This window comes from Rhizobium sp. PvP014 (genome assembly GCF_017876855.1).
GTDB classification, from domain to species: Bacteria; Pseudomonadota; Alphaproteobacteria; order Rhizobiales; family Rhizobiaceae; genus Neorhizobium; species Neorhizobium soli.
On the sequence record NZ_JAGIOT010000003.1, the window covers coordinates 131,559 to 150,300 of the forward strand.

Annotated in this window: 24 protein-coding genes, 1 pseudogene and 1 other annotated feature; of the genes and pseudogenes, 13 read left to right on the forward strand and 12 right to left on the reverse strand. The window is 57.2% G+C overall.

The window, feature by feature from the left end; genetic code table 11:
* Positions 1-169 precede the first annotated feature (169 nt).
* The 3 genes from J3A65_RS22190 (at position 170) to J3A65_RS22200 (ending at position 1,335) form a co-directional block, all read left to right on the forward strand.
* On the forward strand, positions 170-538 hold the full coding sequence (locus J3A65_RS22190) for a response regulator (protein WP_209903877.1): 369 nt from the start codon (positions 170-172) through the stop codon (positions 536-538).
* 153 nt (positions 539-691) lie between these two features.
* A complete protein-coding gene (locus tag J3A65_RS22195; RefSeq protein WP_175487311.1) occupies positions 692-1,048 on the forward strand; it encodes a metalloregulator ArsR/SmtB family transcription factor in 357 nt (118 codons plus the stop codon).
* A 23-nt stretch (positions 1,049-1,071) separates the two neighbouring features.
* Positions 1,072-1,335 carry a DUF982 domain-containing protein gene (locus J3A65_RS22200; protein WP_092665514.1) on the forward strand — a complete coding sequence of 88 codons (264 nt, stop codon included), beginning with the start codon at positions 1,072-1,074 and terminating at the stop codon, positions 1,333-1,335.
* Between the two features lie 385 nt (positions 1,336-1,720).
* Here J3A65_RS22200 and J3A65_RS22205 read toward each other — a convergent pair whose 3' ends face one another.
* Positions 1,721-2,668: a YiiG family protein gene (locus tag J3A65_RS22205; protein WP_209903879.1), complete on the reverse strand. Its 948-nt coding sequence runs from the start codon at positions 2,666-2,668 to the stop codon at positions 1,721-1,723.
* A gap of 188 nt (positions 2,669-2,856) precedes the next feature.
* Between J3A65_RS22205 and J3A65_RS22210 the strand changes: the two genes are divergently transcribed.
* The gene (locus J3A65_RS22210; protein ID WP_209903881.1) at positions 2,857-3,561 is read left to right on the forward strand and encodes an SOS response-associated peptidase; all 705 of its coding nucleotides are present in this window, start codon (positions 2,857-2,859) and stop codon (positions 3,559-3,561) included.
* Between the two features lie 722 nt (positions 3,562-4,283).
* On the opposite strand, the gene J3A65_RS22215 is transcribed toward J3A65_RS22210, so the two are convergent.
* Positions 4,284-4,643 carry a hypothetical protein gene (locus tag J3A65_RS22215; protein ID WP_162728419.1) on the reverse strand — a complete coding sequence of 120 codons (360 nt, stop codon included), beginning with the start codon at positions 4,641-4,643 and terminating at the stop codon, positions 4,284-4,286.
* A 47-nt stretch (positions 4,644-4,690) separates the two neighbouring features.
* On the opposite strand from J3A65_RS22215, the gene J3A65_RS22220 reads away from it, so the two are divergent.
* From J3A65_RS22220 to J3A65_RS22230, 3 genes are read left to right on the forward strand one after another with little or no spacing between them, the layout of a single operon-like run.
* On the forward strand, positions 4,691-5,596 hold the full coding sequence (locus J3A65_RS22220; protein WP_209903883.1) for a Ku protein: 906 nt from the start codon (positions 4,691-4,693) through the stop codon (positions 5,594-5,596).
* 10 nt (positions 5,597-5,606) lie between these two features.
* The gene (locus tag J3A65_RS22225) at positions 5,607-6,419 is read left to right on the forward strand and encodes a Ku protein (RefSeq protein ID WP_209903885.1); all 813 of its coding nucleotides are present in this window, start codon (positions 5,607-5,609) and stop codon (positions 6,417-6,419) included.
* Between the two features lies 1 nt (position 6,420).
* Complete coding sequence (locus tag J3A65_RS22230) at positions 6,421-6,738, forward strand: hypothetical protein (protein ID WP_113112096.1); 318 nt, start codon at positions 6,421-6,423, stop codon at positions 6,736-6,738.
* Positions 6,739-6,933: 195 nt separating this feature from the next.
* Here the strand turns inward: J3A65_RS22230 and J3A65_RS22235 are convergent, their stop codons facing one another.
* The gene (locus tag J3A65_RS22235) at positions 6,934-7,140 is read right to left on the reverse strand and encodes a hypothetical protein (protein ID WP_092665011.1); all 207 of its coding nucleotides are present in this window, start codon (positions 7,138-7,140) and stop codon (positions 6,934-6,936) included.
* A gap of 18 nt (positions 7,141-7,158) precedes the next feature.
* Positions 7,159-7,380, reverse strand: coding sequence for a hypothetical protein (locus J3A65_RS22240; RefSeq protein WP_209903888.1), 222 nt, complete (start codon positions 7,378-7,380; stop codon positions 7,159-7,161).
* Positions 7,381-8,451: 1,071 nt separating this feature from the next.
* Here J3A65_RS22240 and J3A65_RS22245 point away from each other — a divergent pair.
* Entirely contained in the window at positions 8,452-8,691 is a 240-nt protein-coding gene (locus J3A65_RS22245; RefSeq protein WP_012653071.1) for a type II toxin-antitoxin system VapB family antitoxin, read from the forward strand.
* Positions 8,691-9,125: a type II toxin-antitoxin system VapC family toxin gene (locus J3A65_RS22250; protein ID WP_113112094.1), complete on the forward strand. Its 435-nt coding sequence runs from the start codon at positions 8,691-8,693 to the stop codon at positions 9,123-9,125. The genes J3A65_RS22245 and J3A65_RS22250 overlap by 1 nt, the downstream gene beginning before the upstream one ends.
* Positions 9,126-9,470: 345 nt before the next feature.
* Here J3A65_RS22250 and J3A65_RS22255 read toward each other — a convergent pair whose 3' ends face one another.
* Both J3A65_RS22255 and J3A65_RS23415 read right to left on the reverse strand, forming a co-directional pair.
* A complete protein-coding gene (locus tag J3A65_RS22255; RefSeq protein WP_162728440.1) occupies positions 9,471-9,638 on the reverse strand; it encodes a hypothetical protein in 168 nt (55 codons plus the stop codon).
* A gap of 83 nt (positions 9,639-9,721) precedes the next feature.
* Positions 9,722-9,832: pseudogene (locus J3A65_RS23415) on the reverse strand (ethanolamine utilization protein); the annotation flags it as partial.
* A 236-nt stretch (positions 9,833-10,068) separates the two neighbouring features.
* On the opposite strand from J3A65_RS23415, the gene rpsU reads away from it, so the two are divergent.
* The gene (gene rpsU / locus J3A65_RS22260) at positions 10,069-10,308 is read left to right on the forward strand and encodes a 30S ribosomal protein S21 (RefSeq protein ID WP_113112093.1); all 240 of its coding nucleotides are present in this window, start codon (positions 10,069-10,071) and stop codon (positions 10,306-10,308) included.
* Positions 10,309-10,401: 93 nt separating this feature from the next.
* On the opposite strand, the gene J3A65_RS22265 is transcribed toward rpsU, so the two are convergent.
* The gene (locus J3A65_RS22265; protein ID WP_092664994.1) at positions 10,402-10,635 is read right to left on the reverse strand and encodes a hypothetical protein; all 234 of its coding nucleotides are present in this window, start codon (positions 10,633-10,635) and stop codon (positions 10,402-10,404) included.
* Positions 10,636-11,109: 474 nt separating this feature from the next.
* On the opposite strand from J3A65_RS22265, the gene J3A65_RS22270 reads away from it, so the two are divergent.
* Positions 11,110-11,604 carry a ferritin-like domain-containing protein gene (locus J3A65_RS22270; RefSeq protein WP_092664991.1) on the forward strand — a complete coding sequence of 165 codons (495 nt, stop codon included), beginning with the start codon at positions 11,110-11,112 and terminating at the stop codon, positions 11,602-11,604.
* A 275-nt stretch (positions 11,605-11,879) separates the two neighbouring features.
* Here J3A65_RS22270 and J3A65_RS22275 read toward each other — a convergent pair whose 3' ends face one another.
* Positions 11,880-12,320 (reverse strand): response regulator, encoded by a 441-nt coding sequence (locus tag J3A65_RS22275; protein ID WP_092664988.1) that lies wholly within the window; start codon positions 12,318-12,320, stop codon positions 11,880-11,882.
* Between the two features lie 348 nt (positions 12,321-12,668).
* Between J3A65_RS22275 and J3A65_RS22280 the strand changes: the two genes are divergently transcribed.
* Complete coding sequence (locus tag J3A65_RS22280) at positions 12,669-13,019, forward strand: metalloregulator ArsR/SmtB family transcription factor (protein WP_162728439.1); 351 nt, start codon at positions 12,669-12,671, stop codon at positions 13,017-13,019.
* 341 nt (positions 13,020-13,360) lie between these two features.
* Here the strand turns inward: J3A65_RS22280 and J3A65_RS22285 are convergent, their stop codons facing one another.
* Positions 13,361-13,534: a DUF3606 domain-containing protein gene (locus J3A65_RS22285; RefSeq protein WP_092664982.1), complete on the reverse strand. Its 174-nt coding sequence runs from the start codon at positions 13,532-13,534 to the stop codon at positions 13,361-13,363.
* 237 nt (positions 13,535-13,771) lie between these two features.
* Here J3A65_RS22285 and ligD point away from each other — a divergent pair, with 237 nt between their 5' ends.
* The gene (gene ligD / locus J3A65_RS22290) at positions 13,772-14,704 is read left to right on the forward strand and encodes a non-homologous end-joining DNA ligase (protein WP_348635245.1); all 933 of its coding nucleotides are present in this window, start codon (positions 13,772-13,774) and stop codon (positions 14,702-14,704) included.
* Between the two features lie 167 nt (positions 14,705-14,871).
* Here ligD and J3A65_RS22295 read toward each other — a convergent pair whose 3' ends face one another.
* The 3 genes from J3A65_RS22295 to J3A65_RS22305 all read right to left on the reverse strand — a co-directional run bounded on the left by J3A65_RS22295 (position 14,872) and on the right by J3A65_RS22305 (position 17,360).
* On the reverse strand, positions 14,872-15,048 hold the full coding sequence (locus J3A65_RS22295) for a hypothetical protein (protein ID WP_162728438.1): 177 nt from the start codon (positions 15,046-15,048) through the stop codon (positions 14,872-14,874).
* A 621-nt stretch (positions 15,049-15,669) separates the two neighbouring features.
* Positions 15,670-15,903: a hypothetical protein gene (locus J3A65_RS22300; protein WP_113112088.1), complete on the reverse strand. Its 234-nt coding sequence runs from the start codon at positions 15,901-15,903 to the stop codon at positions 15,670-15,672.
* 228 nt (positions 15,904-16,131) lie between these two features.
* Positions 16,132-17,360 (reverse strand): IS3 family transposase gene (locus tag J3A65_RS22305; RefSeq protein WP_209901184.1). Its coding sequence is split into 2 segments (ribosomal slippage): positions 16,132-17,066 and positions 17,066-17,360, totalling 1,230 coding nucleotides; the frame shifts between segments, so codons are not numbered across the junction.
* Positions 16,963-17,079 (reverse strand) — a sequence feature (AL1L pseudoknot). Its footprint overlaps the gene before it by 117 nt.
* Positions 17,361-18,742: the final 1,382 nt, after the last annotated feature.

Genomic DNA, 18,742 nt, shown 5'->3' on the forward strand with positions numbered 1-18,742 from the left:
CGGAGTTTCGACGAGCGATCGCCTTGACGATTAAGACATCCACCCATCCTTCAGTCCTGCCGCGAAAGCGTCATTCAATGCGCGGTTGAACTTAAATTCTGAAAACAACTTCCATTTAGGGACGATATCCGCACGGTTCTGTTGTCCCGCCACATGCAAGGGGTGGGTGATGCGTAAGGTACTGGTAGTCGACGATGAAGTTCTGATCCGTCTGACCGTGACGGACGCTCTTGAGGATGCGAGCTTTGAGGTCATCGAAGCGAGTACGGCAGACGAGGCCATGGACAAGATGGACGATTCTGCCATCCACTTCCTGTTTACCGACATCCAGATGCCCGGTCGTCTTACAGGTGTTGACCTCGCCAACGAAGTGGCGGCGCGGTTCCCAGAGGCTGGGATAGTAGTCGCATCGGGCCGTATCAAGCCATGCGACGTCGACTTGCCCCCGTCGGCTCAGTTCTACTCGAAGCCATACGACCTCAACCTCATAGTCGCGAGGTTTGAGGCAATGTCCCGCGCGCAGATCATCGATAGCTGACCGTTTCAGGTCCGAGAAGACATCTCGCCTTTCCAGTCCGTGACCATTGAGTCGAATGGCCACTGGCCGGAACCGTCCTGGCCCACCATTGCGCAGACCTGCCTTCCCCATACCAGGGAAGGACGTCGTGCGCCCGGAGATACCACGATGGGTATGACCATGCCCTCGGCGTCGGAAATTGCCCAGGCCTCCAGCTTCCTGACTTTAATCGGGAACGGGAAGCGTATGCTCATCCTAGATATCGTCAGCAGAAACGAAACCTCGGTTGGTAAGTTGGCCCTCATGGTGGGTCTGAGGCAGTCGGCTCTTTCGCAGCATCTGACCATACTGAAGAACGCCCACTTGGTGCAGACGCGACGCGATGCCCAGACGATTTATTACAGAAGCGAGTCTGCATCGGTCGCTTTGATACTGGCGGTCATCCACGAGATTTTCAACATCGACGTTCCCGCGTCCCAAGACGTCGATGGTGTCGACGAATCCGTGGTCGTGGAACTGCTCAGGCAGTAAGCGCGACAGCAGGAGATGTCGGCATGAACATCATCGTAGTCGACTTCCACGCGCGCTGGCGGGCGCCCGTCGTCATCATCGGAGACGAGCCGTCATCGACCGTCACCATCCTTGGTCCGGCTGACGCGTTGCGGTATCTGAGGACGTGCGCGGCCAGGTCGGACAGGGGTTACATCCGTGCAGTCGATCTCTGCCAACACGCCCTTCTGAACGGCGTTGACCCGGAATTGTCGCGTCCGCATTTTCTCGCCGCGTGCGCCAACTTGGGTTTAGAGGAGCCAGGCTAAGGCTGGAAGTAGCGATCAGGAGGCCAGGCGGCGCGCATCCAATGTCAGCGCGACAAGGCCGCCGACCGCGGCCCAGTGATAGGAGAACGTTCCGCCAAGATGGGCTGACACGGTCCGCTAAATCAGAATGCTGCGGTAGCTACCCGCACCTTGCGGTGTAATTACTTCGGAAGCGCCTGTTCGGTTCAGGCAAAAAACACGTCGTCGCCGTCGACCGACCCCGAGACGTCTTTCGGCCCAATCGCTGCCAAAGAAGACCCGACCCGTCACATATGCCTCTGCTACCCAATCCTCGGCACCTCTCCTGAAACGGCCGGAGAACGCCGTCTCGTCGTAGGGAGCGAGCGCCTGAGTAACGGAGGTCAGCGCATGGCGTAATTGGATCTTAGTCCTTGGCAAACACCGTAGCGGACTCTGAGGTGGAGACCATCGTGTTGTAGTCAGAGACAAGCCATTCGAGATCGCCGCCTGCCCCTTTGCGGGCGTCGCCTTTGGCCATCTCGAGTTTTTCGTCGAAATTGCGAAGCTTCGACAGGAGCGACGCCGGGCTGGACTCAAACACGTGGAATGAGTTGGGATGCTGGAGAGCGTAGTCATCGAACTCCCGGACAGCCTGAGCGTAGTCGGCAAGCACTGATCTGAATGCAGGCATGGCGACCACGGGCTTTTCGTTTGTCGGCATCACGTCCATCACGGCCTCTGCCCGGAACATGACGATTCGCACATGCCAGCGCGATTTATTGCCCTCGGCCTTTTCGAGCGCGAGTAGCGATGCACGGTCGAGCTTGACCTTTTCGGTCCTCAATGCGGCGTCCACTGTCTTCCGGCGTTCTTCATAGACGGGCGATAGGGCAGCGATGTCCTTATGGAACGCCTTACCGTCTGCCATCTTGTCCGACTTATAGTCCTGGCGCTCGTAATACTTGTTCGCCCGCTCGATGACGGGAGCCAGTTGCTGGTAGGTCTCGACATAGGCTGTCATGGCAGCGTCAAGCTCCGGCAGCTTTGGCTCTTCCTGAGCGGAAGCCAAGGCTTTGCCCGCCAACTCTCTCACGTCGTATAGAGAGTACATGCCATAGATGATGCGCTCCTTGCCGGTCGGGCCCCTCTTCATGTCGACCCAACTGTCGTAACGCTGTAGCGACTCGGACGCGCGCAGGGTTTGGTTGAGAAACTCGACGTATGTGTTCATCTTGCCCATCGCCGCGTCAGATACGGTGGCATCGGGTGGCGACTGGGCCTGTACGGGGGATGTCCCCAAAAGATATGGGACCGAACCCTGAAGGATCAGGACCAGAACCGAGGCGGTAACCGCCTTTGCGAGCGTCTTCATCGGATGCGTTCCCCCATCGATCAGCCTGCTATCTGTCGCGCAAGATCCCTAGATCAAGGCCTCGTCTTACTCGGAAGCGCCCGGACGCCGCCTTCATGTTAATGACGCTCCGCCGTCATCTAGCCATTGAAAGCGCTGTTGATACTCCAGCGTGGCCGCATATCTAAGCACGACACGGAGAGACGGGCATGTGCAACCTCTACAATGTCACGACCAACCAGCAGGCGATCAGGGACTTCATCAGCATCTCGCGGTTTCGGGAAGGAAACCTGGCGCCGTCAATTAATGTCCACCCGGATCGCGACGGACCGATCATCCGCATGGACACCGAAGGCGAGCGCGAGCTGACCATGTCGACATGGGGCATGCCGACGCCTGAGGTGCATCTCGACGGCAAGCCCGACAGGGGTGTTACGAACGTCCGCAAGACATTCATTCCCCACTGGCAGCAGTGGCTCCGCGTCAAGAACCGCTGCCTTGTTCCCGCGACGGCATTCAGTGAGTATGAACAGACGGCCGACCCGACTACGGGGAAAAAGCCGCTACGATGGTTCGTCGTCGGCGAGGATCAGCCGCTATTCATGCTCGCAGGCATTCATACGAAGTGGATTGGCGCACGAGGCCCGATCAAGGCACCCCGAGAGGGTGAACATGACCTCTATGCCTTCCTTACGACCGATGCCAACGAGATCGTAAAACCTATCCATCTGAAAGCTATGCCCGTGCTTCTGACGACGAAGGAAGAATGCGAGATTTGGATGACCGCGCCATGGAGCGAGGCAAAGTCCCTTCAACGTCCCCTGCCCGCAGACCGAATGATGGTGTTGCCGCGTTACACGGAGGTAGGTGGCCTTGGGGGCCTTCCGACATTGACGAAAGACCTGTTCGGCTGAAGGGTCGTCGAACGGCCGTAGTGAAACAGACATCGCTAAGCGTATAGTCGCGTATCTGTCATGGCTGAGCAGATGAAGGCGAGCCGACCTTGGTGGCGGCGATCCGCTCTTCAAGAGTACCCGCCGTACCGAGGGCAGTATGTCGCTTCGAGCCCCTGGACCGACCGCGCAACCGCTCGTATTAATTTACGAGAAGCGAGGCTCGCCGCCCGCTTGGAGCGTGGTCCGTCCGCAGCGAGCCTCGGCTGCAGGCTAGGACCTCGGGCGGGCAACCGCAGCACGCCATTGTGGACCGATCGCCATACGTGAGCAACGGCCATATCTGACCCTCTGAACGCTAGGCGACCCGGCGGGATCGAAGGTCAACCGTTCCTGTGCTTGCCTCGAGGCAGAGAATGCCTCTGTCCGTCAGACGGTGAGGCTCGACAGAAGCGCACAGACCGAAGGACGCAAGTTCTTCTATACAGAGGACATGCTTCGACCCAAGTCGTCGCGGAAGCTGACCAGCGAGCATGCGCAGCGTTTCAATCTCGTCCGGTATCAATTCGGGCATAGGTCCCTCCAACGCCCGAATAGGACGTCGGTGGTAGACAGGTCAACGACACGATCACGTGTCGACGCATCGGCAATGGCCGCCGTGATTCCCACAGCCGGGTTGGCCGTCAGGTATAACGGACTGCGATGCTGGCTTGTAGGTTGACGCCGTTCTGCATCCGTTCCAATTATTCGTCATGGTCGGGAATCTCAGAACACTTGCCGAAGCCGTCAGGCACAACATGGTCGTCGTTGCGGCATGCCGCCCATGCGGTCGCGAAGGCAGGTTTCTGGCGCGTGACCTTGCCCAGTACAAAGGTTGGAACGCCAACCCTTGGAAACTGAAGTTCAGGTGCAGCGCCTGCGACGGGACCGAGATGAAAGTCACTTGCGAGTTGTTCGATCCCGATCCCAGAAGCGTCCAGGTGATCTGGAAACCGATTGAGATCAAACGGTAAGCCTGCATGACGAAACCACGCTGAATCAAACTCGCAAGATATCCGCTCAAGCCATTGAAAAATGATTCGTTTTGACTCGGAACGAATCACTTCGAATCCGATTGGAGTCGCCAACCAGGTGATTCGGAGTAAAGCGTATGGCAGGTCATCGAGCGCAGTGGAAAGGCTTCCTCAAGTTCGGAGAGGTCACAGCGGGTGTAGCGCTTTATACGGCAGCCTCCACCTCCGACCGCATCACTTTCAACACGATCAATTCGGCGACAGGCAACCGCGTCAATCGCGTCTTCATCGACAGCGAGACCGAAAAGCTGGTGCCTAAGGAAGCCCAGACCAAGGGCTTCGAAATCGAAAACGGACAATATCTCGTCATCGATCCAGACGAGGTGGCCGCCACGATCCCGGAGAGCGACAAGACGCTCGAAATCGAGGCGTTCATCCCCTGCTCCGACGTCGACGACGTCTACTTCGACAAGCCCTACTACCTCACTCCAGATCGCATGGGCTCCGACGCGTTTGCTGCACTGCGCGACGGCATGAGGAGGTCGAAGGTCGCAGCCATCGCGAGGACTGTCCTCTTCCGGAGAATGCGCACGGTTCTCATCCGTCCCCACGGCAAGGGCCTGATCGCCACGACGCTCAACTACGACTACGAAGTCCGGTCCAGCGAGAAGGCGTTCGAGGATATGCCGAAGCTGGAGATCGAAGGCGAGATGCTCGATCTCGCCAAGCACATCATCAGCACGAAGAAGGGGACATTCGATCCCGCAATCTTCGACGACCGATATGAGGCGGCGCTCGCCGAACTGGTAAAGGCCAAGGTCGAGGGCAAGGCGCTTCCCAAGCGCAAGAAGATAGAGGTCTCGCAGCCGAGCGACCTGTTAGCCGCCCTTCGCGAGAGCGCTGGCTTGCTGAAGGCTGCCGAAACCAAACCGGAACGCACTGCCGCCAATGCCAACGCTGGCACGGGTCGGAAACGTCCGGCGCGTGGGGCGGTCGGGAAGTCCGCCGCTTCGAAGGCCGCCCCACAACGCAAGGCAAGCTAGGAGTTTGACGATGGCGATCCGTCCTTACTGGAAAGGCTACCTCAAGCTTTCTCTCGTCACCTGCCCGGTCTCCATGACCCCGGCGACAAGCGAGAGCGAGAAGGTGCGGTTTCATACGCTGAACCGCGAGACGGGCAACCGTGTCGTCTCGCAGTACATCGACTCTGTTACCGGGAAACCCGTGAAGGACCAGAACGAAGCGAAGGGGTATGCCCGTGGTGAGAACGACTACGTTATCCTGAGCGACGATGACCTCGACGCCGTCCAGCTCGACACGGTGAAGACAATCGACATCCAGAAGTTCGTACCGTCGCAAAGCATAGAGTGGATCTACCTCGAAAAACCGCACTACTTGATGCCTGACGATGCCGTCGGCCACGAGGCTTTCGCCGTCATCCGTGATGCGATGAAGGCCGACAATGTCGTCGGTGTATCCAAGCTGGTTATCGGCCGTCGCGAACGGGCGGTCGTGCTGGAGCCACGCGACAACGGCATTGTCCTCTGGTCTCTTCGCTTTGAGGACGAGGTACGGCCGGAAGAGGTGTATTTCGAAGACATAGACGACGAAGCAGAACCCGGCCTGATCCCTCTCGTGCAAAAACTGATCAAACAGAAGTCTGCGAGATGGTCGCCTGAGATGGTGAGCGATCCTATCCAGGAGAGCCTGCTGAAGCTGATCGAGGAGAAGAAGAGAACCCTGAAGCCCACACGGAAGGCCTCGAAGACAAAGGAAGCGCCTGCTCCCGCATCGAACGTGGTCAATATCATGGACGCGTTGCGCAAATCTGTCGCGCACGACCTTAAAAGCAGGAAGGCAATCTGATATGGTCGACCATCCCGAAATCACTCTGTGCGAACCAGCACCGTTTCTCTACCACGAAAACGGACAGATCGCGGTGACCGACGGCTCGCAGGTCTGGTCGGTGATCGTGACATGCGAAGCGATCAGAGCGATTGCCAACCCGCCAGAGATGTCGTTGCGTCGTCTGACGCTTAACGCCAACTTTCTCACTGGTCTGGCTGCTGCCGCGATATCTCGCGGGGAAGATATCGGCGGTAAGGTGTTCGTCAGCGAGAGCGATGTACTTTTTGCGCGGATATTGCCAGTTTCATCGGAGGCGCTCACGCCTCTTCACAGGTGACGATCTGTGCGCGATGCAGAGCTGGCATAGAGGCAGTGGTACAGCTTCTAAGCCTACGGTGACTTTGCCTCGCGGATCGACATGCCCGAACTTCCAAGCTTCCTAGACCTGAAGCGCAACCGGGCAGCAGAACCGTAGTGGGGTAGGTGATAGGACTGAACCCGAAACACAATGGCAACGACATCGATACATGCGTCACTCCAATGCACCGAGTTCGCGAAAGGCCCGGCGTTGATCTTCTAGAGTATCTCCATCGAAGAACACACGAAATGCCTTGCCTTGCGATTTTAAATCCCGAGCAGTCTGTAATGCGTCGGTAAATAGCAGCTTCGGCTCATTTTGAGTATCAATGCCATCAGGGTCGGTCGAACTGAGGGGAATTATCTGGAATGTTGCTGCCATGGTCTCTCCTTGAAGACGTTAGCCTTCATTGCCGTCCGAAACAAAGTTCTCCGAGCCGCTGCTTCGGGGAGCTTCTAAGGCTCTCGCCTGAGGCAGCCATTTGGTCTCTAGGATAGACCCGATGGCCAGGACGACCTCATCAACGCTCCAATTGGCGTCTGCTAGTTCATGAATAAGCGCAACTAGCTTATGATCAATGATCTCCAGCAGTTCGCTATCCTGCGATCGTTCTGGCACCATCCCCAAATCCTCCAACTGCTGAAGTCGAATCGCTGAGGATAGACATACCGCGTGAAACGAAGTCAGTTCTCGATACGCTATCCCACACGGAAACGCTCATGGCACCTACCGCTTCGGAGTAGACGTGTTGGACGCCTCGTCACCATCGTTCTCTTTGGGGCATTGCTGTTTGTCGTCCTGTCGTTTCAGATCACGCTCGATTGTCTCACGTGAGCCCTCAGCGAGATCTTGCTCCGGGTGTTTCTCAGCTTCACTCACATCATTTCTCCCGTTTTTCGGACGCGTTAATTGGCGTAGAAACAGCAACAAATTTATTGCTTGATAGTTCCGCGGGATAGCCACTTCGCGGCCTGGGCTGCTAGACGGTTCACGTGACTACCGAGTCACTGCATTCGCCCGTCGCGCGTCTCACCTACCGTTGAAATCCGATTGGTGAGAACCACAAGCGATGGCTTCAACGTCGTCGACCTCTCTCCTGCTGTCTGAAAGCTAGAAGCCGCGGAACATATGTGAAGCCGCTGGGTTTCTGCCCTGATCACGAGACGACGACCATTGCTGACCGGGACCAAGATGAATTCGAAATCCGGTCGTCAGAGGGCATGTCCGTCGGCTCGGCGGCGTGAGCGCGTCCTGCTGGCATGTGTGCCAACTCGGCTACCGGAATTTCCCGACGGCTTTTCTTTGACTTACAGAGACTAGAACAGACCACGGTGCGCTCCAGCATCCCGCTGCCTTGGCCGCCCGCGCCCTGCGATGTGACAACGTCCGGACCGCCCTGCTCTGCCCATGCATGGATCAAGTCGTCTCTTCGATCGAGACGGAGATGTCCAGCGTCCCCCTCACAGCTGAAAAAGACCCGTACTTCAGCGAGTGGTCGCAAGTTCGTGGATGACCAGGGCAAGACCCGTCTGCTCCCTGACCCACGCCCATCCGTGGTACCACCACCCGCACGGCTTGAACGCCGCCGCTTCGTCTGAGGCAAAAGGGCGATCATTCCTTCGCAAAGATCTGGAGACCATTGCGAGCATATGCTATTCGGGATATTATAATATCCACGAAAGGATATGTATCATGCCGCTCTACATCAAAGATCCTGAAGTAGATACGCTTACCGAAGAGCTGATCCGCTTGACCAAGACATCCAAGGTTGATGCCGTGAAGACGGCGCTTAGGCGCGAGATCGCCAGCCGCAAGGGCAGCTTGCCCATGCGTGAGCGCCTGGCTAAGTCTCTCGCGATGGCGAGGGACGCCGGTCCCTTTGCGCCGGGGGATCACAAACGAGAAACTGACGAAATGTGGGGCGAAGACTGATGCTATTCGTTGACGCTTCCGTGGCCGTCGCAATCCTAGCCGGCGAAGACGACGCCGGCGAGCTGATGCACAGGCTTGAACAGCATGACGGCCCCTTTTACGTGTCGCCGGTGGTTCGCATGGAAGCCTCGCTTTCGCTGACGCGGCGTATGGCCGAGGCGACAGGCCGCGACCGTCCCGCTACGCCTGACATGCTCGCTAAGGCGCGAAGGATGGTCGATCAATTCTTCGCGGACCTTGAAGCCAAGGAGGCCATGATCTCGGGAGATGTGGGGACCAAGGCGCTGGACGCCGCACAGCAGTTCGGGAAGATCGTCAATCACCCGGCGAAACTCAATATGGGTGATTGTTTCACCTATGCCTGCGCCAGAGCCTACCGCACGAAGATCGCTTACAAGGGCAACGACTTTACTGAGACCGATCTCGGCTGGTGACCGTCAAACGCGCGAGGTAGTCATGTCTGGAGATGTATCGCAGATTTTTCTACACATATTCTCCATGCCAATGGGACTAAGGCGAAAGACGCTGGAAAGATGACGACGCGGGCTTTGATATCTTCGACACATATGAAGCTGCGAAGGAGGACGCCCTACAGCTACGGGAAGACAGCGTGCGTCATGGCGAAACTGAGTAGACACCCGTCCACATCGAGAAGCTTGTCCTCGCCCATGAACCGGGAAAATCTGCTGCTTCTATTCAATTCGGGCTTTGGAGGCCGCTGTCACGAGCACGAAGTGTTGGACTCGATCGACTAAAGTCAGCCACGACGAGCGGGATTTTCACATCCGGCGTGGAGCTCCGAGGAGCAAATCCATTTCCTTGGACGTCAAAACATTGCCGGTTTTCAGAATGTAAGCTGCGATATAGGTAAGCTTCTCATTGACCTTGCTCTCACCCTGCGGCTTGTAATGGAGGATTGCGTGTCGGCTTTCCGCTTCTTGCCTCATCAGAGCGTCGTCAGACTGAGCGGCGTCTGCCATCGCGTGGAGCGTGGCGATGTGCTAATCGATCAACTCCTCAAGGCATGTCTAACGGGGCCACCATCCTTCTCGTCGATTAGGTTTCCGACAAAGATATCGGCATCCTGTCCAGGTGATCGCTCCAGTTTGGCGTCGGACAGACTGAATTTCTGAACCTTCATTTCTACCTCCCTATTCCCGACTGGAGGTAGTGTGGTGGCCGAGATCAGCAAGGCTGACAGTAGAGGAGACGAAGATCACCAAGAGCTCCACCTTACCGACACTCGAACAGCCATTACACGGAGATCAGAGGAGCGGCGGCGCGCACGATGCTGGACAAGGATCACGTCAAGATTGAATCCCCTTCAGGTATGTTGCTATAGAGATCGGTCGACAGAGCAGCGCTTCGGGAGCAACCATGCTGATACAGGTCAGAGACAACAACGTGGATCAGGCGCTGCGCGTTCTGAAGAAGAAGCTACAGCAGGAAGTCGTGCTGCGGGAGATGCGACGTCGCGAGCACTACGAGAAGCCATGCGAAAAACGTGCGCGAGAGAAGGCCGAAGGTATTCGTCGTGCCCGAAAGCTCGCGCAGAAGAAGCTGAACCGGGAGCTCGGCATAGTCCCTGCGAAGTCGAAGCCGGCCCGAGGGCAGTAAGCGCTCCCGCGCCAATGCACCCCTATTGTACTCGTCGAGTTAGCTGCCGCATATGACTGTCTGCGCGAAGAAGCTTCCATGGCGGACCAGCACTTATTTCGCCAACAGACGTCTCGATGCGAACACTGCATCCATCGCTTCCACGACCGCCTGCTCTACCGACTTCTCGAAGATTACTTCCGGTCTGGTCGCCAGAGCCAGAAATGTCGCTTCGATAAGGGCTTCTTTCTCCGGTCCCGCCAGATGGTATCTAAGCGCGAATCGCCCAAGCAGGGATTGAAGCACGAGCTTGTCGTTGTCCGAAAGACTACGCACGGACCTATTCATTCGAACCTCCCAGGCTACGTCCTCCCGACATCGCCCTTCCACTCAAGACCTGCAATCTACAATAAACGTCGATCGCCACAAGCCCGATGCGGGACGACCGGCAATCGACGACTTAGCCTTTCGACCGCCGCACGGGCTCCAGTTGCTGTGCGGACTGGCACACCGTCTAATGCCTCCTAGCAGCGATTGAGTACGATTTTCCATGCCGGCGAGCGAGCGATTGCTCCAACGCTCTCTAGTCGCTCCCGCCGTGAACGACTTGGCTAGCAGACGCGGAACATATCGAATTCCGATGGGTTTCTCCTGCGGCCACGAGGCGGCAACCATGACAGACCTAGACGAAATCATAATTATGATCGCCGGGGAATGTCAGTCGTCTCGTTCGGCATTCCCGCCACCAAGTGACGGGTGAGCCAAAGCGGCCGCCGGAATTCCCGGCGGCTTTCTTTCCCCTATCGAGAACGGAACAGAACCATGGCCGACACCAAAAATCTCGCAGACCTTTTTCATGACACGCTCAAAGACGTGTACTTCGCCGAAAAGAAGATCGTCGATACCCTACCGTTGATGAACGAAGCTGCCAAGAATGGAAGCCTCAAAGATGCTTTCACCCAGCACCTCGCCGAAACTAAGGTTCACATCGAGCGGCTGGAACAGGTATTCAAGATCATTGGCAAGGATCCTGAGCCGAAGACATGCGCCGCTATCCTCGGCATCACCGACGAAGGCGACGAGATCATGAAGGAATATGCGGGTTCCCCCGCGCTGGACGCAGGGCTCCTGGCCGCGGCGCAGGCTGTAGAGCATTACGAAATGTCGCGCTATGGGACATTGCGGACTTGGGCGCTGGAGCTCGGCTTAAGTGATGCGGCCAGCCTTCTTCAGGCAACGCTGGACGAAGAGCAGGCGACCGACTTGACTCTGACTTCGATCGCGACATCTGTCGTCAATCAGAACGCCGAAGGCTGATACGAACTCTACGAGGAAGAGGGGCAGCAGCACAGTGCAGCCCCGCTTCCTCACGGACCAGTAAAGACGCACCAAGCCGCGAGACCACTCATGCCGGACTTCGGGAAAGCCATAATAAGGTACCGAGGTTCCGGGGGAAGACTGCCTCTTGGCTCGCCGGGATGAATGACGGCGAGCCAGTTTCGCCCACACTCTCGCAACGTCCAGCGAACTCCCACGAAGGTTCCTGCAGATTTGTCCATCCCGACGCGTCGGCGGGTGGTTTTCGCGGCACTTCAACGTACAGGTTCCACCTGGCGATCGGACGCCTCCTGGTACGCACGGGGACCCCGATCATCTACACGTCTGCGATCGGCGCCGAACAACTGGACGACCCGCTCGAGATCGTAAAGTTTCGGAATGAACTCGACATGGTCGGCAAGGTCCGCTGCTTCCGGTCGTACTCTCGCAGGCGTCACGACCGTGCGAATTTTTGGCCATCGGCTGCACACCAGACGGGACAGCGCCAACGCATCGAGCCTGCCGGGCATGTTGACGTCGGTGAACACGATGTCGATATCGCTTTGGGACGAGAGAAGCGACAGCGCATCGTCCCATGTGAGGGCCTCTATCGGCTCGAACCCGCATTCTCCGAAATAGTCGGCGAAGGTCATTAGTATCAAGGGTTCGTCGTCGACGACAAGGACAACGGTCTTACCGGTCACGGTCTCGGTCATCTAACATTCAGTCTGGCGCCGCGGGGACCGCTGTTCCCGACATCTTCGATCCGCGGGCCGCGGTTTCTAGCAACACGGTTCTCGAAGCATGAGCTGCAGCTTCGCGGAACTTCAATGCCAGTCTGCTTGGATTTTTTTCGTTGCCGAGTTTCGTTGCGGAACGAAATCCGCTCGGTTCTGTTCTCCCGCCACATGAGAGCGGGGGATGGCGTCGCGAGTTTCACGACGTCGTATCGCAACTCCTAACGTTCCATATGGCGGACGTCGAAAACGACGACCTAATCAGCCACATCAACGGCAGACCGACACCCCAACCGGAAAGATTGTCGTGCGCCAGGAGAGACCAGATTGCATACCACGAAGCTTTCGGACGCGGAGATCGCCATGGCCGCGTGCCTCCTGACCGCCATGGGCAACAGGAAGCGTATGCTCATACTCGATATCGTCAGCAAAAACGAGACGTCGGTCGGCAAGCTGGCGGTCATGTTGGGCATGGGACAATCGGCGCTGTCACAGCAGCTGACGATACTGAAAAACGCGGAGCTGGTGCAGACCCGACGCGATGGGCACACCATCTACTACAGAACCGATTCCAAACAGGTCAGGATGATCCTTGCGACGCTCTACGAGCTTTTCGATATCGCAGTCCCCTCGCCTCGCGACGGAGAGATAGCGAACGAGATCCTCGTCACGGGATAAGCGGGGAAGGACGATAACCGGGAATATCGGCATGAACATCATCGGGGACGACTTTTACCCCCTCTAACGGTTGCCCGTCGTGAGAACCATAGACGGCTGGCACTAATGCCTCCGACGGCCAGCGAGCACGGCGACATGGACCAGGACAGCTGTCGAAAGCAGGATCGAAGAAACCAGCGCCGCGACCGATAGCAGTCCCCGATTTGTGATCTCTACCTCCGCCCTTAGGCCGCTATGCCTGGTTACCATTAACGAGACTTCGGCTCTCTGGACATCATGGATCGGCGAGACACACGGGGCCTGATGCTTCTTCTGATCAACGAAATTTGGCCCGCCATCTCTCATTTCTTCAGCTTGTCCTCGACCTTGGCACGGCTGTTGCCGGCTTCCTTTACTGTCTCCTTGACCTTCGCCTTGGACACGCCTTCCTTCTTCGCCTCGTATGCGACCTCGTGGTCCTGCCCTGCGGCGACCCGTGTGCTGTCTTGATTGCGCCCGCGTGTTGTCGTTGCCATCTGAGCCTCCCTGGTTTGAGTGGTCACCGATAACTGTGAAGGATTCGCGAAGTTCCCTGACAGGTGAAGTACGAGCCGGCCGTTCTTTAACCTTTCCGTGGTCTCCTTGCGATCATGGCAAGGAAACCCTCGGATCGCCCAAGACCTCAGAGCCTGAAAATCGAGCCCGACGCGCCGTTACGCGGGGGCCGACGGAAGCCACGCGATCCAAGCCAGCCACAGCTACCACTCGACCCCATGCCCGCCCGCGTCGAGCCTTGTCTCGCGCTTTTGACAAGCAAGCCGCCGGAGGGCCCGGCGTGGGGCTACGAGGTGAAGTGGGACGGTTACCGTGTCGCCGTGCATGTTGAACTCGGCGGCAAGGTCCGCATTCTGACGCGCGGCGGACACGACTGGACCGACCGATTTCCAACCATCGCAAAGGCTGTCAGGGAGCTCGGTCCGGGGACGATGATACTGGACGGTGAGGCTGTCATCCTAGACGAACAGGGGCGAAGCGACTTCAACCTGCTCGTGGCGTCTCTCGGCGGTCGAGGGGGCACGAAGGTGTCGTCGGACACAGTGCTGTATGCATTCGATCTTCTTTATCTCGACGGTCACGACATATCGATGCTGTCTCTTGAGGAGCGTCGCATGCTCCTAGATCCGCTGTTGAGCAACGCCTCGGGCGCGATCCGGCTTTCCGAGATGTTCGAAACCGACGGAGCCTCCCTGTTCTCGAGTGCGGCGGAGCTCGGCCTCGAAGGAATCGTTGCGAAGAGGCTCGACGCGCCCTACAGGCCGGGCCGTGGTGGCGACTGGCGCAAGATCAAATGCGTTCAGGCCGACACCTTCGTCGTCATCGGTTACGAGCCTTCCACTTCGTCCACGGGCGCCATCGGCAGCCTGATGCTCGCGGCACGCAAGGGCGACGATCTGCTCTACGTCGGAAACGTCGGGACAGGTTTTTCGGATGCGGTCGCGCGTCGGCTTAGGAAAGAGCTCGACGCGATCGCTACGAAGCGACCGATAACCCGCGTGAAGGCAAAGTCGGCCGTTTACGTCGAGCCGATCATCGCCGCCGAAATCGAATACCGCGCGTGGACAGGCGATGGAAAACTCCGACATGCATCGTTTAAGGGCGTAAGGGAAGCTTCGGACGAAATCACGATCTACGAAGTCAAAGACTGATCGCTGAATGCGGCAGGCCACTTATCGGCTGGCGCCTTCTCGACAGCAACAGCCAGCTGGTGTTCCTCCTCCAGCGTCGACAGACGCATTCGCGGCATCGATTTCGAATAGCCAACGCACCGTCTACCGTCAGCGCCTTCAAGTGTCCGAACCGGCAGTCGCTGTCCTCAGTCGCAAGTTGACAATTCGTTTTCCAGCTCGAGAAGCCTTGTTCTGTGGCACGAAAGGAAAAATGAATTCTGAGGATCACCCTCGCCGGCAAACCCATGAGCGGCCTCGTATTGCTGGATGATCTCCCGCAGTTCTTGGTGGTCTTTTTCCGGCTTTGCCCTGACGATATCCATGCGACGCTCCTTATCGCAGCTGAGAATTTGCAGCGAGCGAAATACTTCTCGACGTCCCGTGTCCCAGCGTTCGCCGTCCTGATCAGCCTGGATCCAAATCCGCGCCGGATCGGCTCGGAGACGTGAGGTCCGCCGCTCTCGGGAATTTATCCCGTCGACACCGACCCCATGCGGAGACCGAATTTGGTCATCATCAGACTTCCTGGAGACAGTGCTTGACGAAGTACGCTAATCGCCTCTCTTTCTCGCGGCCTACCAAGAGCTCCTGGTAGTGATTTCGAAGACCTTCTGCTGTGATCGAACCCACAATCCACTTTTCGAGAGCGTCTAGGTACGTGGGATCGTCCTCGAATTGCAATCCAAGTGCGTGGGCTCTGTTTCGGACCGCTTCGACTATCTCGCGGCGTCTCTCAGTCGTCATATGAACCTCAATGTTTCGCTGACGATAGCAACACTCGTCGAAAATGACAGTAACTCACGATTGTACGGGATCGTACCATGGGCTCTGAAGGGGAACGTCTCTGGCTAGAGATGCTTAAGTCTCAGCGGTCGTAAGGTCCGCCGCCTAAAGCGACCGCAGAGCAGGCGACATTCTCAATCGGAGTGTCGCCTGTTTGCTCCTCATGACAGGAAGCCAGGCGCGTACTGAACTGAGAAGGTGAACCCTAGTACCGCTATAAGTCCCCGCGAGGCGTCAGACACCGTTATGGTGATGCTCTCTGCAGGTGGAAACTTACGAGCCACAAAAATGGCTAACGCGTTATAACCATCGTTCACTGCCGTGTGGGCATTCGCGACGTCAATCTCGACCTCTGCCTCGACACCGTCCTGAATATGCAGAATGAACTTTGGCATGCCATCTCCAGAAATTTAAGATTTCAAGGATGGTCATGAAAACTATCGCTACGCCACAGAATTCCGTACTTTCGCGCCTCAAAACCGTTGGCGGCCGGTTTTCGTGCAAAGATGACGGGGAGTGAATTAATCAGTGTCATTGTCGGGCATGCTCCAGACTAGATGAAGCCCTACGAGCATCTGACATTCTGAACCGCACCGGGTTTGCCGGAGGCCATTTCGTTTAAGTTATGCAGCCATAGCTGGTTCGTCCAGCATGGCGTAATACCGCTCTTCAGCTTCGGCTGGCGGTATGTTCCCGATGGGCTCCAAAAGCCGTCGATGGTTGAACCAGTCGACCCATTCCAAGGTGGCGAATTCTACCGTCTCGAAGCTCCTCCATGGTCCACGCCGATGGATGACCTCGGCCTTGTAGAGACCGTTGATCGTTTCTGCGAGGGCGTTATCGTAGCTGTCACCGACACTCCCGACGGACGGCTCGATGCCTGCCTCTGCCAGGCGTTCGGAATACCTGATCGAAACGTATTGAACACCGCGATCCGAATGATGCACAAGGCCGCCGCCATGCGCAGGACGCCGATCATGAAGTGCCTGCTCCAGCGCATCGAGGACGAAGCTTGCATGTGCTGTCCGGCTCGCCCGCCAGCCGACGATGCGACGAGCAAAGACGTCGATGACAAAGGCCACGTAGACGAAACCCTGCCAAGTAGCGACATAGGTGAAATCCGAAACCCACAGCCTGTTTGGCGCAGGGGCTTTAAACTGGCGGTTCACCCGGTCAAGCGGGCTTGGAGCCGTCTTGTCCGAGAACGTCGTGCGGATCGGCTTTCCCCGAATAACACCTTGCAGGCTCATCGACCTCATAAGCCGAGCAACGGTGCAGCGGGCGGCGTCGAAGCCTTCACGCTTCAACTGCCGCCAGACTTTACGAACGCCATAGACCCGAAAGTTCTGCTCGAAGACGCGACGGATCTCGATCTTCAGGCTGATATCGCTGCGGGCGCGGACCGACAGGCGATCCACGTCCAGTCGTTTGGCGACATTCTCATGGTAGGTTGATGGGGCAATCGGCAGCAGCTTGCAGATCGGCTCGACCCCGAACACGCTACGGTGTTCGTCGATGAACGAGATCATCGCTTGAAGGGGCGGTCGAGCTCCGCCATGGCGAAATATGCAGAAGCTTTGCGCAAAATCTCGTTGGCCTGACGAAGCTCCCGGTTCTCCCGCTCAAGAGCCTTCATCTTCTCGGCCACATCGCTCGGCAGGCCTGCTCGTTTACCGCTGTCGACCTCGGACTTCTTCACCCATTCATGCAGCGTGGCTGGCGAGCAGCCGATCTTGGCCGCAATAGATGAAACGGCAGCCCAGCGGGATGGATGCTCGGCTTCGTGATCCAGCACCATACGAATGGCACGTTGACGGACTTCAGGTGAAAACTTGTTCGTTGTCTTGCTCATGATGACTCCACTTTCTCAGAAGTTGGAGCCTCCGGCAAACCCGGTGCGGTTCATTCAGCCCATGGGCGGCGTACCGGCTCAACGGTACTGGCTGGTCCTTCTGGTTCACGCGTAAGGACGTCGTTAATATCTTCCATTTGGACCATCACCTGCGTTGAACGCTCACTCTCGGGTAAATTTCGGCCGTCATCCCCTCGCCGCTCCATAGCTGAGAACGACGATGCCGTCCTTAGTTGCTCGTGCAGAAAGGACGCATCAGCCATAACTTCACGTAAGGCTGCTACGGCATGGCCGTGGTACGCAGCGAGGATAACTTCTACCAGATCGGTCTCAATCTCATCAGGCGTTTTGGCTTGGGTAGTGTGTATCATCTTCAAACCTGACGTGAGTTGGTTTTGTTCGTGCTATGTTCTCACGCCTCTGATGAACGGAGTCCCCACTATCGACGAGGGAAGTCACAACAGAGGCGGAGCTGAATTGCTCTCGTCACGCCATCAGACTGTAGGGGAATCTATCGTGCTACTTCAAGGCTCGGTACGCCAATGCGAGTGCGACCTGTCTCACCAAAATGATCAAGCCGTTAGGGGTCCTTGCACTGGTTCGCTTAGCCAGATTCTCGCTGCATGTGGGCTGCCTTGGTATCCGGCTCCAACAACATGCGGCAGGCTGCGATTTGTCGGAGTGTCCAAAGCATGGAACCAGCCATCGACATCCGAGTTCATCGCATTGGACGGCTGCGCTACCGGCGACATCGAGCGCTAGGCCAAAGCCTTCCGGCTCATAGCGCGGCGTACTCCATACTCTATTGGAAGTATCAGTGGCAGCCGATCCGCACTTTCACGAGAACTCGCTTACGCAGCGAGGCTTGGCGGTGTACCAGAAGCAGCTTTCTTCAAAAGCTCGCACAACACAGCGAACCGTCGGTCAGCTTTCGCTAACACGCTTGCGTCCGCAATCGGTAGTTCGATTACGCAGTGGAGCGAACGAGCGAGACTTCGAGCCGCCTTCCGAATCTCCGGAGAAGCCAAAGTTCCGGCCTCCCCGATCTCCATAGCGATTGCATACATTTGCCTATGGCTTTTTGCTTCGAAAGCCGCTGCGAGCCATAATCTCAAATGATCGTTGGTCATAAGCGACTGTACGCCCCAATCCGAGATTGGTTGCAAGATATGTGGTACGTAGTCAACCTAACGTTAACCCATGCGTCGAACGCTCATCGGCGAGACGCGACTGCTATCATGGCAGTCAAGCCAATCATAAGCGCTGCCCGGGTCTGAAAAACCGAATGCGTGAATGTCATCATTCAGCCGAACTGCAGCTCGCCGAGACACAAGCTTTGATCGTTCGAAACAATTTCGGTTTGGCTGCTTTCGGGCAATAGT

Coding starts and splice junctions, on each gene's coding strand:
- J3A65_RS22220 (WP_209903883.1), top strand. CDS start 4,691: ATGGCAGGTCATCGAGCGCAGTGGAAAGGCTTCCTCAAGTTCGGAGAG.
- J3A65_RS22285 (WP_092664982.1), bottom strand. CDS start 13,534: ATGGCAACGACAACACGCGGGCGCAATCAAGACAGCACACGGGTCGCC.
- J3A65_RS22265 (WP_092664994.1), bottom strand. CDS start 10,635: ATGAATAGGTCCGTGCGTAGTCTTTCGGACAACGACAAGCTCGTGCTT.
- J3A65_RS22275 (WP_092664988.1), bottom strand. CDS start 12,320: ATGACCGAGACCGTGACCGGTAAGACCGTTGTCCTTGTCGTCGACGAC.
- J3A65_RS22195 (WP_175487311.1), top strand. CDS start 692: ATGACCATGCCCTCGGCGTCGGAAATTGCCCAGGCCTCCAGCTTCCTG.
- J3A65_RS22210 (WP_209903881.1), top strand. CDS start 2,857: ATGTGCAACCTCTACAATGTCACGACCAACCAGCAGGCGATCAGGGAC.
- J3A65_RS22295 (WP_162728438.1), bottom strand. CDS start 15,048: ATGGATATCGTCAGGGCAAAGCCGGAAAAAGACCACCAAGAACTGCGG.
- J3A65_RS22200 (WP_092665514.1), top strand. CDS start 1,072: ATGAACATCATCGTAGTCGACTTCCACGCGCGCTGGCGGGCGCCCGTC.
- J3A65_RS22205 (WP_209903879.1), bottom strand. CDS start 2,668: ATGAAGACGCTCGCAAAGGCGGTTACCGCCTCGGTTCTGGTCCTGATC.
- rpsU (WP_113112093.1), top strand. CDS start 10,069: ATGCTGATACAGGTCAGAGACAACAACGTGGATCAGGCGCTGCGCGTT.
- J3A65_RS22250 (WP_113112094.1), top strand. CDS start 8,691: ATGCTATTCGTTGACGCTTCCGTGGCCGTCGCAATCCTAGCCGGCGAA.
- J3A65_RS22240 (WP_209903888.1), bottom strand. CDS start 7,380: ATGGTGCCAGAACGATCGCAGGATAGCGAACTGCTGGAGATCATTGAT.
- J3A65_RS22255 (WP_162728440.1), bottom strand. CDS start 9,638: ATGAGGCAAGAAGCGGAAAGCCGACACGCAATCCTCCATTACAAGCCG.
- ligD (WP_348635245.1), top strand. CDS start 13,772: ATGCCCGCCCGCGTCGAGCCTTGTCTCGCGCTTTTGACAAGCAAGCCG.
- J3A65_RS22235 (WP_092665011.1), bottom strand. CDS start 7,140: ATGGCAGCAACATTCCAGATAATTCCCCTCAGTTCGACCGACCCTGAT.
- J3A65_RS22245 (WP_012653071.1), top strand. CDS start 8,452: ATGCCGCTCTACATCAAAGATCCTGAAGTAGATACGCTTACCGAAGAG.
- J3A65_RS22230 (WP_113112096.1), top strand. CDS start 6,421: ATGGTCGACCATCCCGAAATCACTCTGTGCGAACCAGCACCGTTTCTC.
- J3A65_RS22225 (WP_209903885.1), top strand. CDS start 5,607: ATGGCGATCCGTCCTTACTGGAAAGGCTACCTCAAGCTTTCTCTCGTC.
- J3A65_RS22190 (WP_209903877.1), top strand. CDS start 170: ATGCGTAAGGTACTGGTAGTCGACGATGAAGTTCTGATCCGTCTGACC.
- J3A65_RS22270 (WP_092664991.1), top strand. CDS start 11,110: ATGGCCGACACCAAAAATCTCGCAGACCTTTTTCATGACACGCTCAAA.
- J3A65_RS22300 (WP_113112088.1), bottom strand. CDS start 15,903: ATGCCAAAGTTCATTCTGCATATTCAGGACGGTGTCGAGGCAGAGGTC.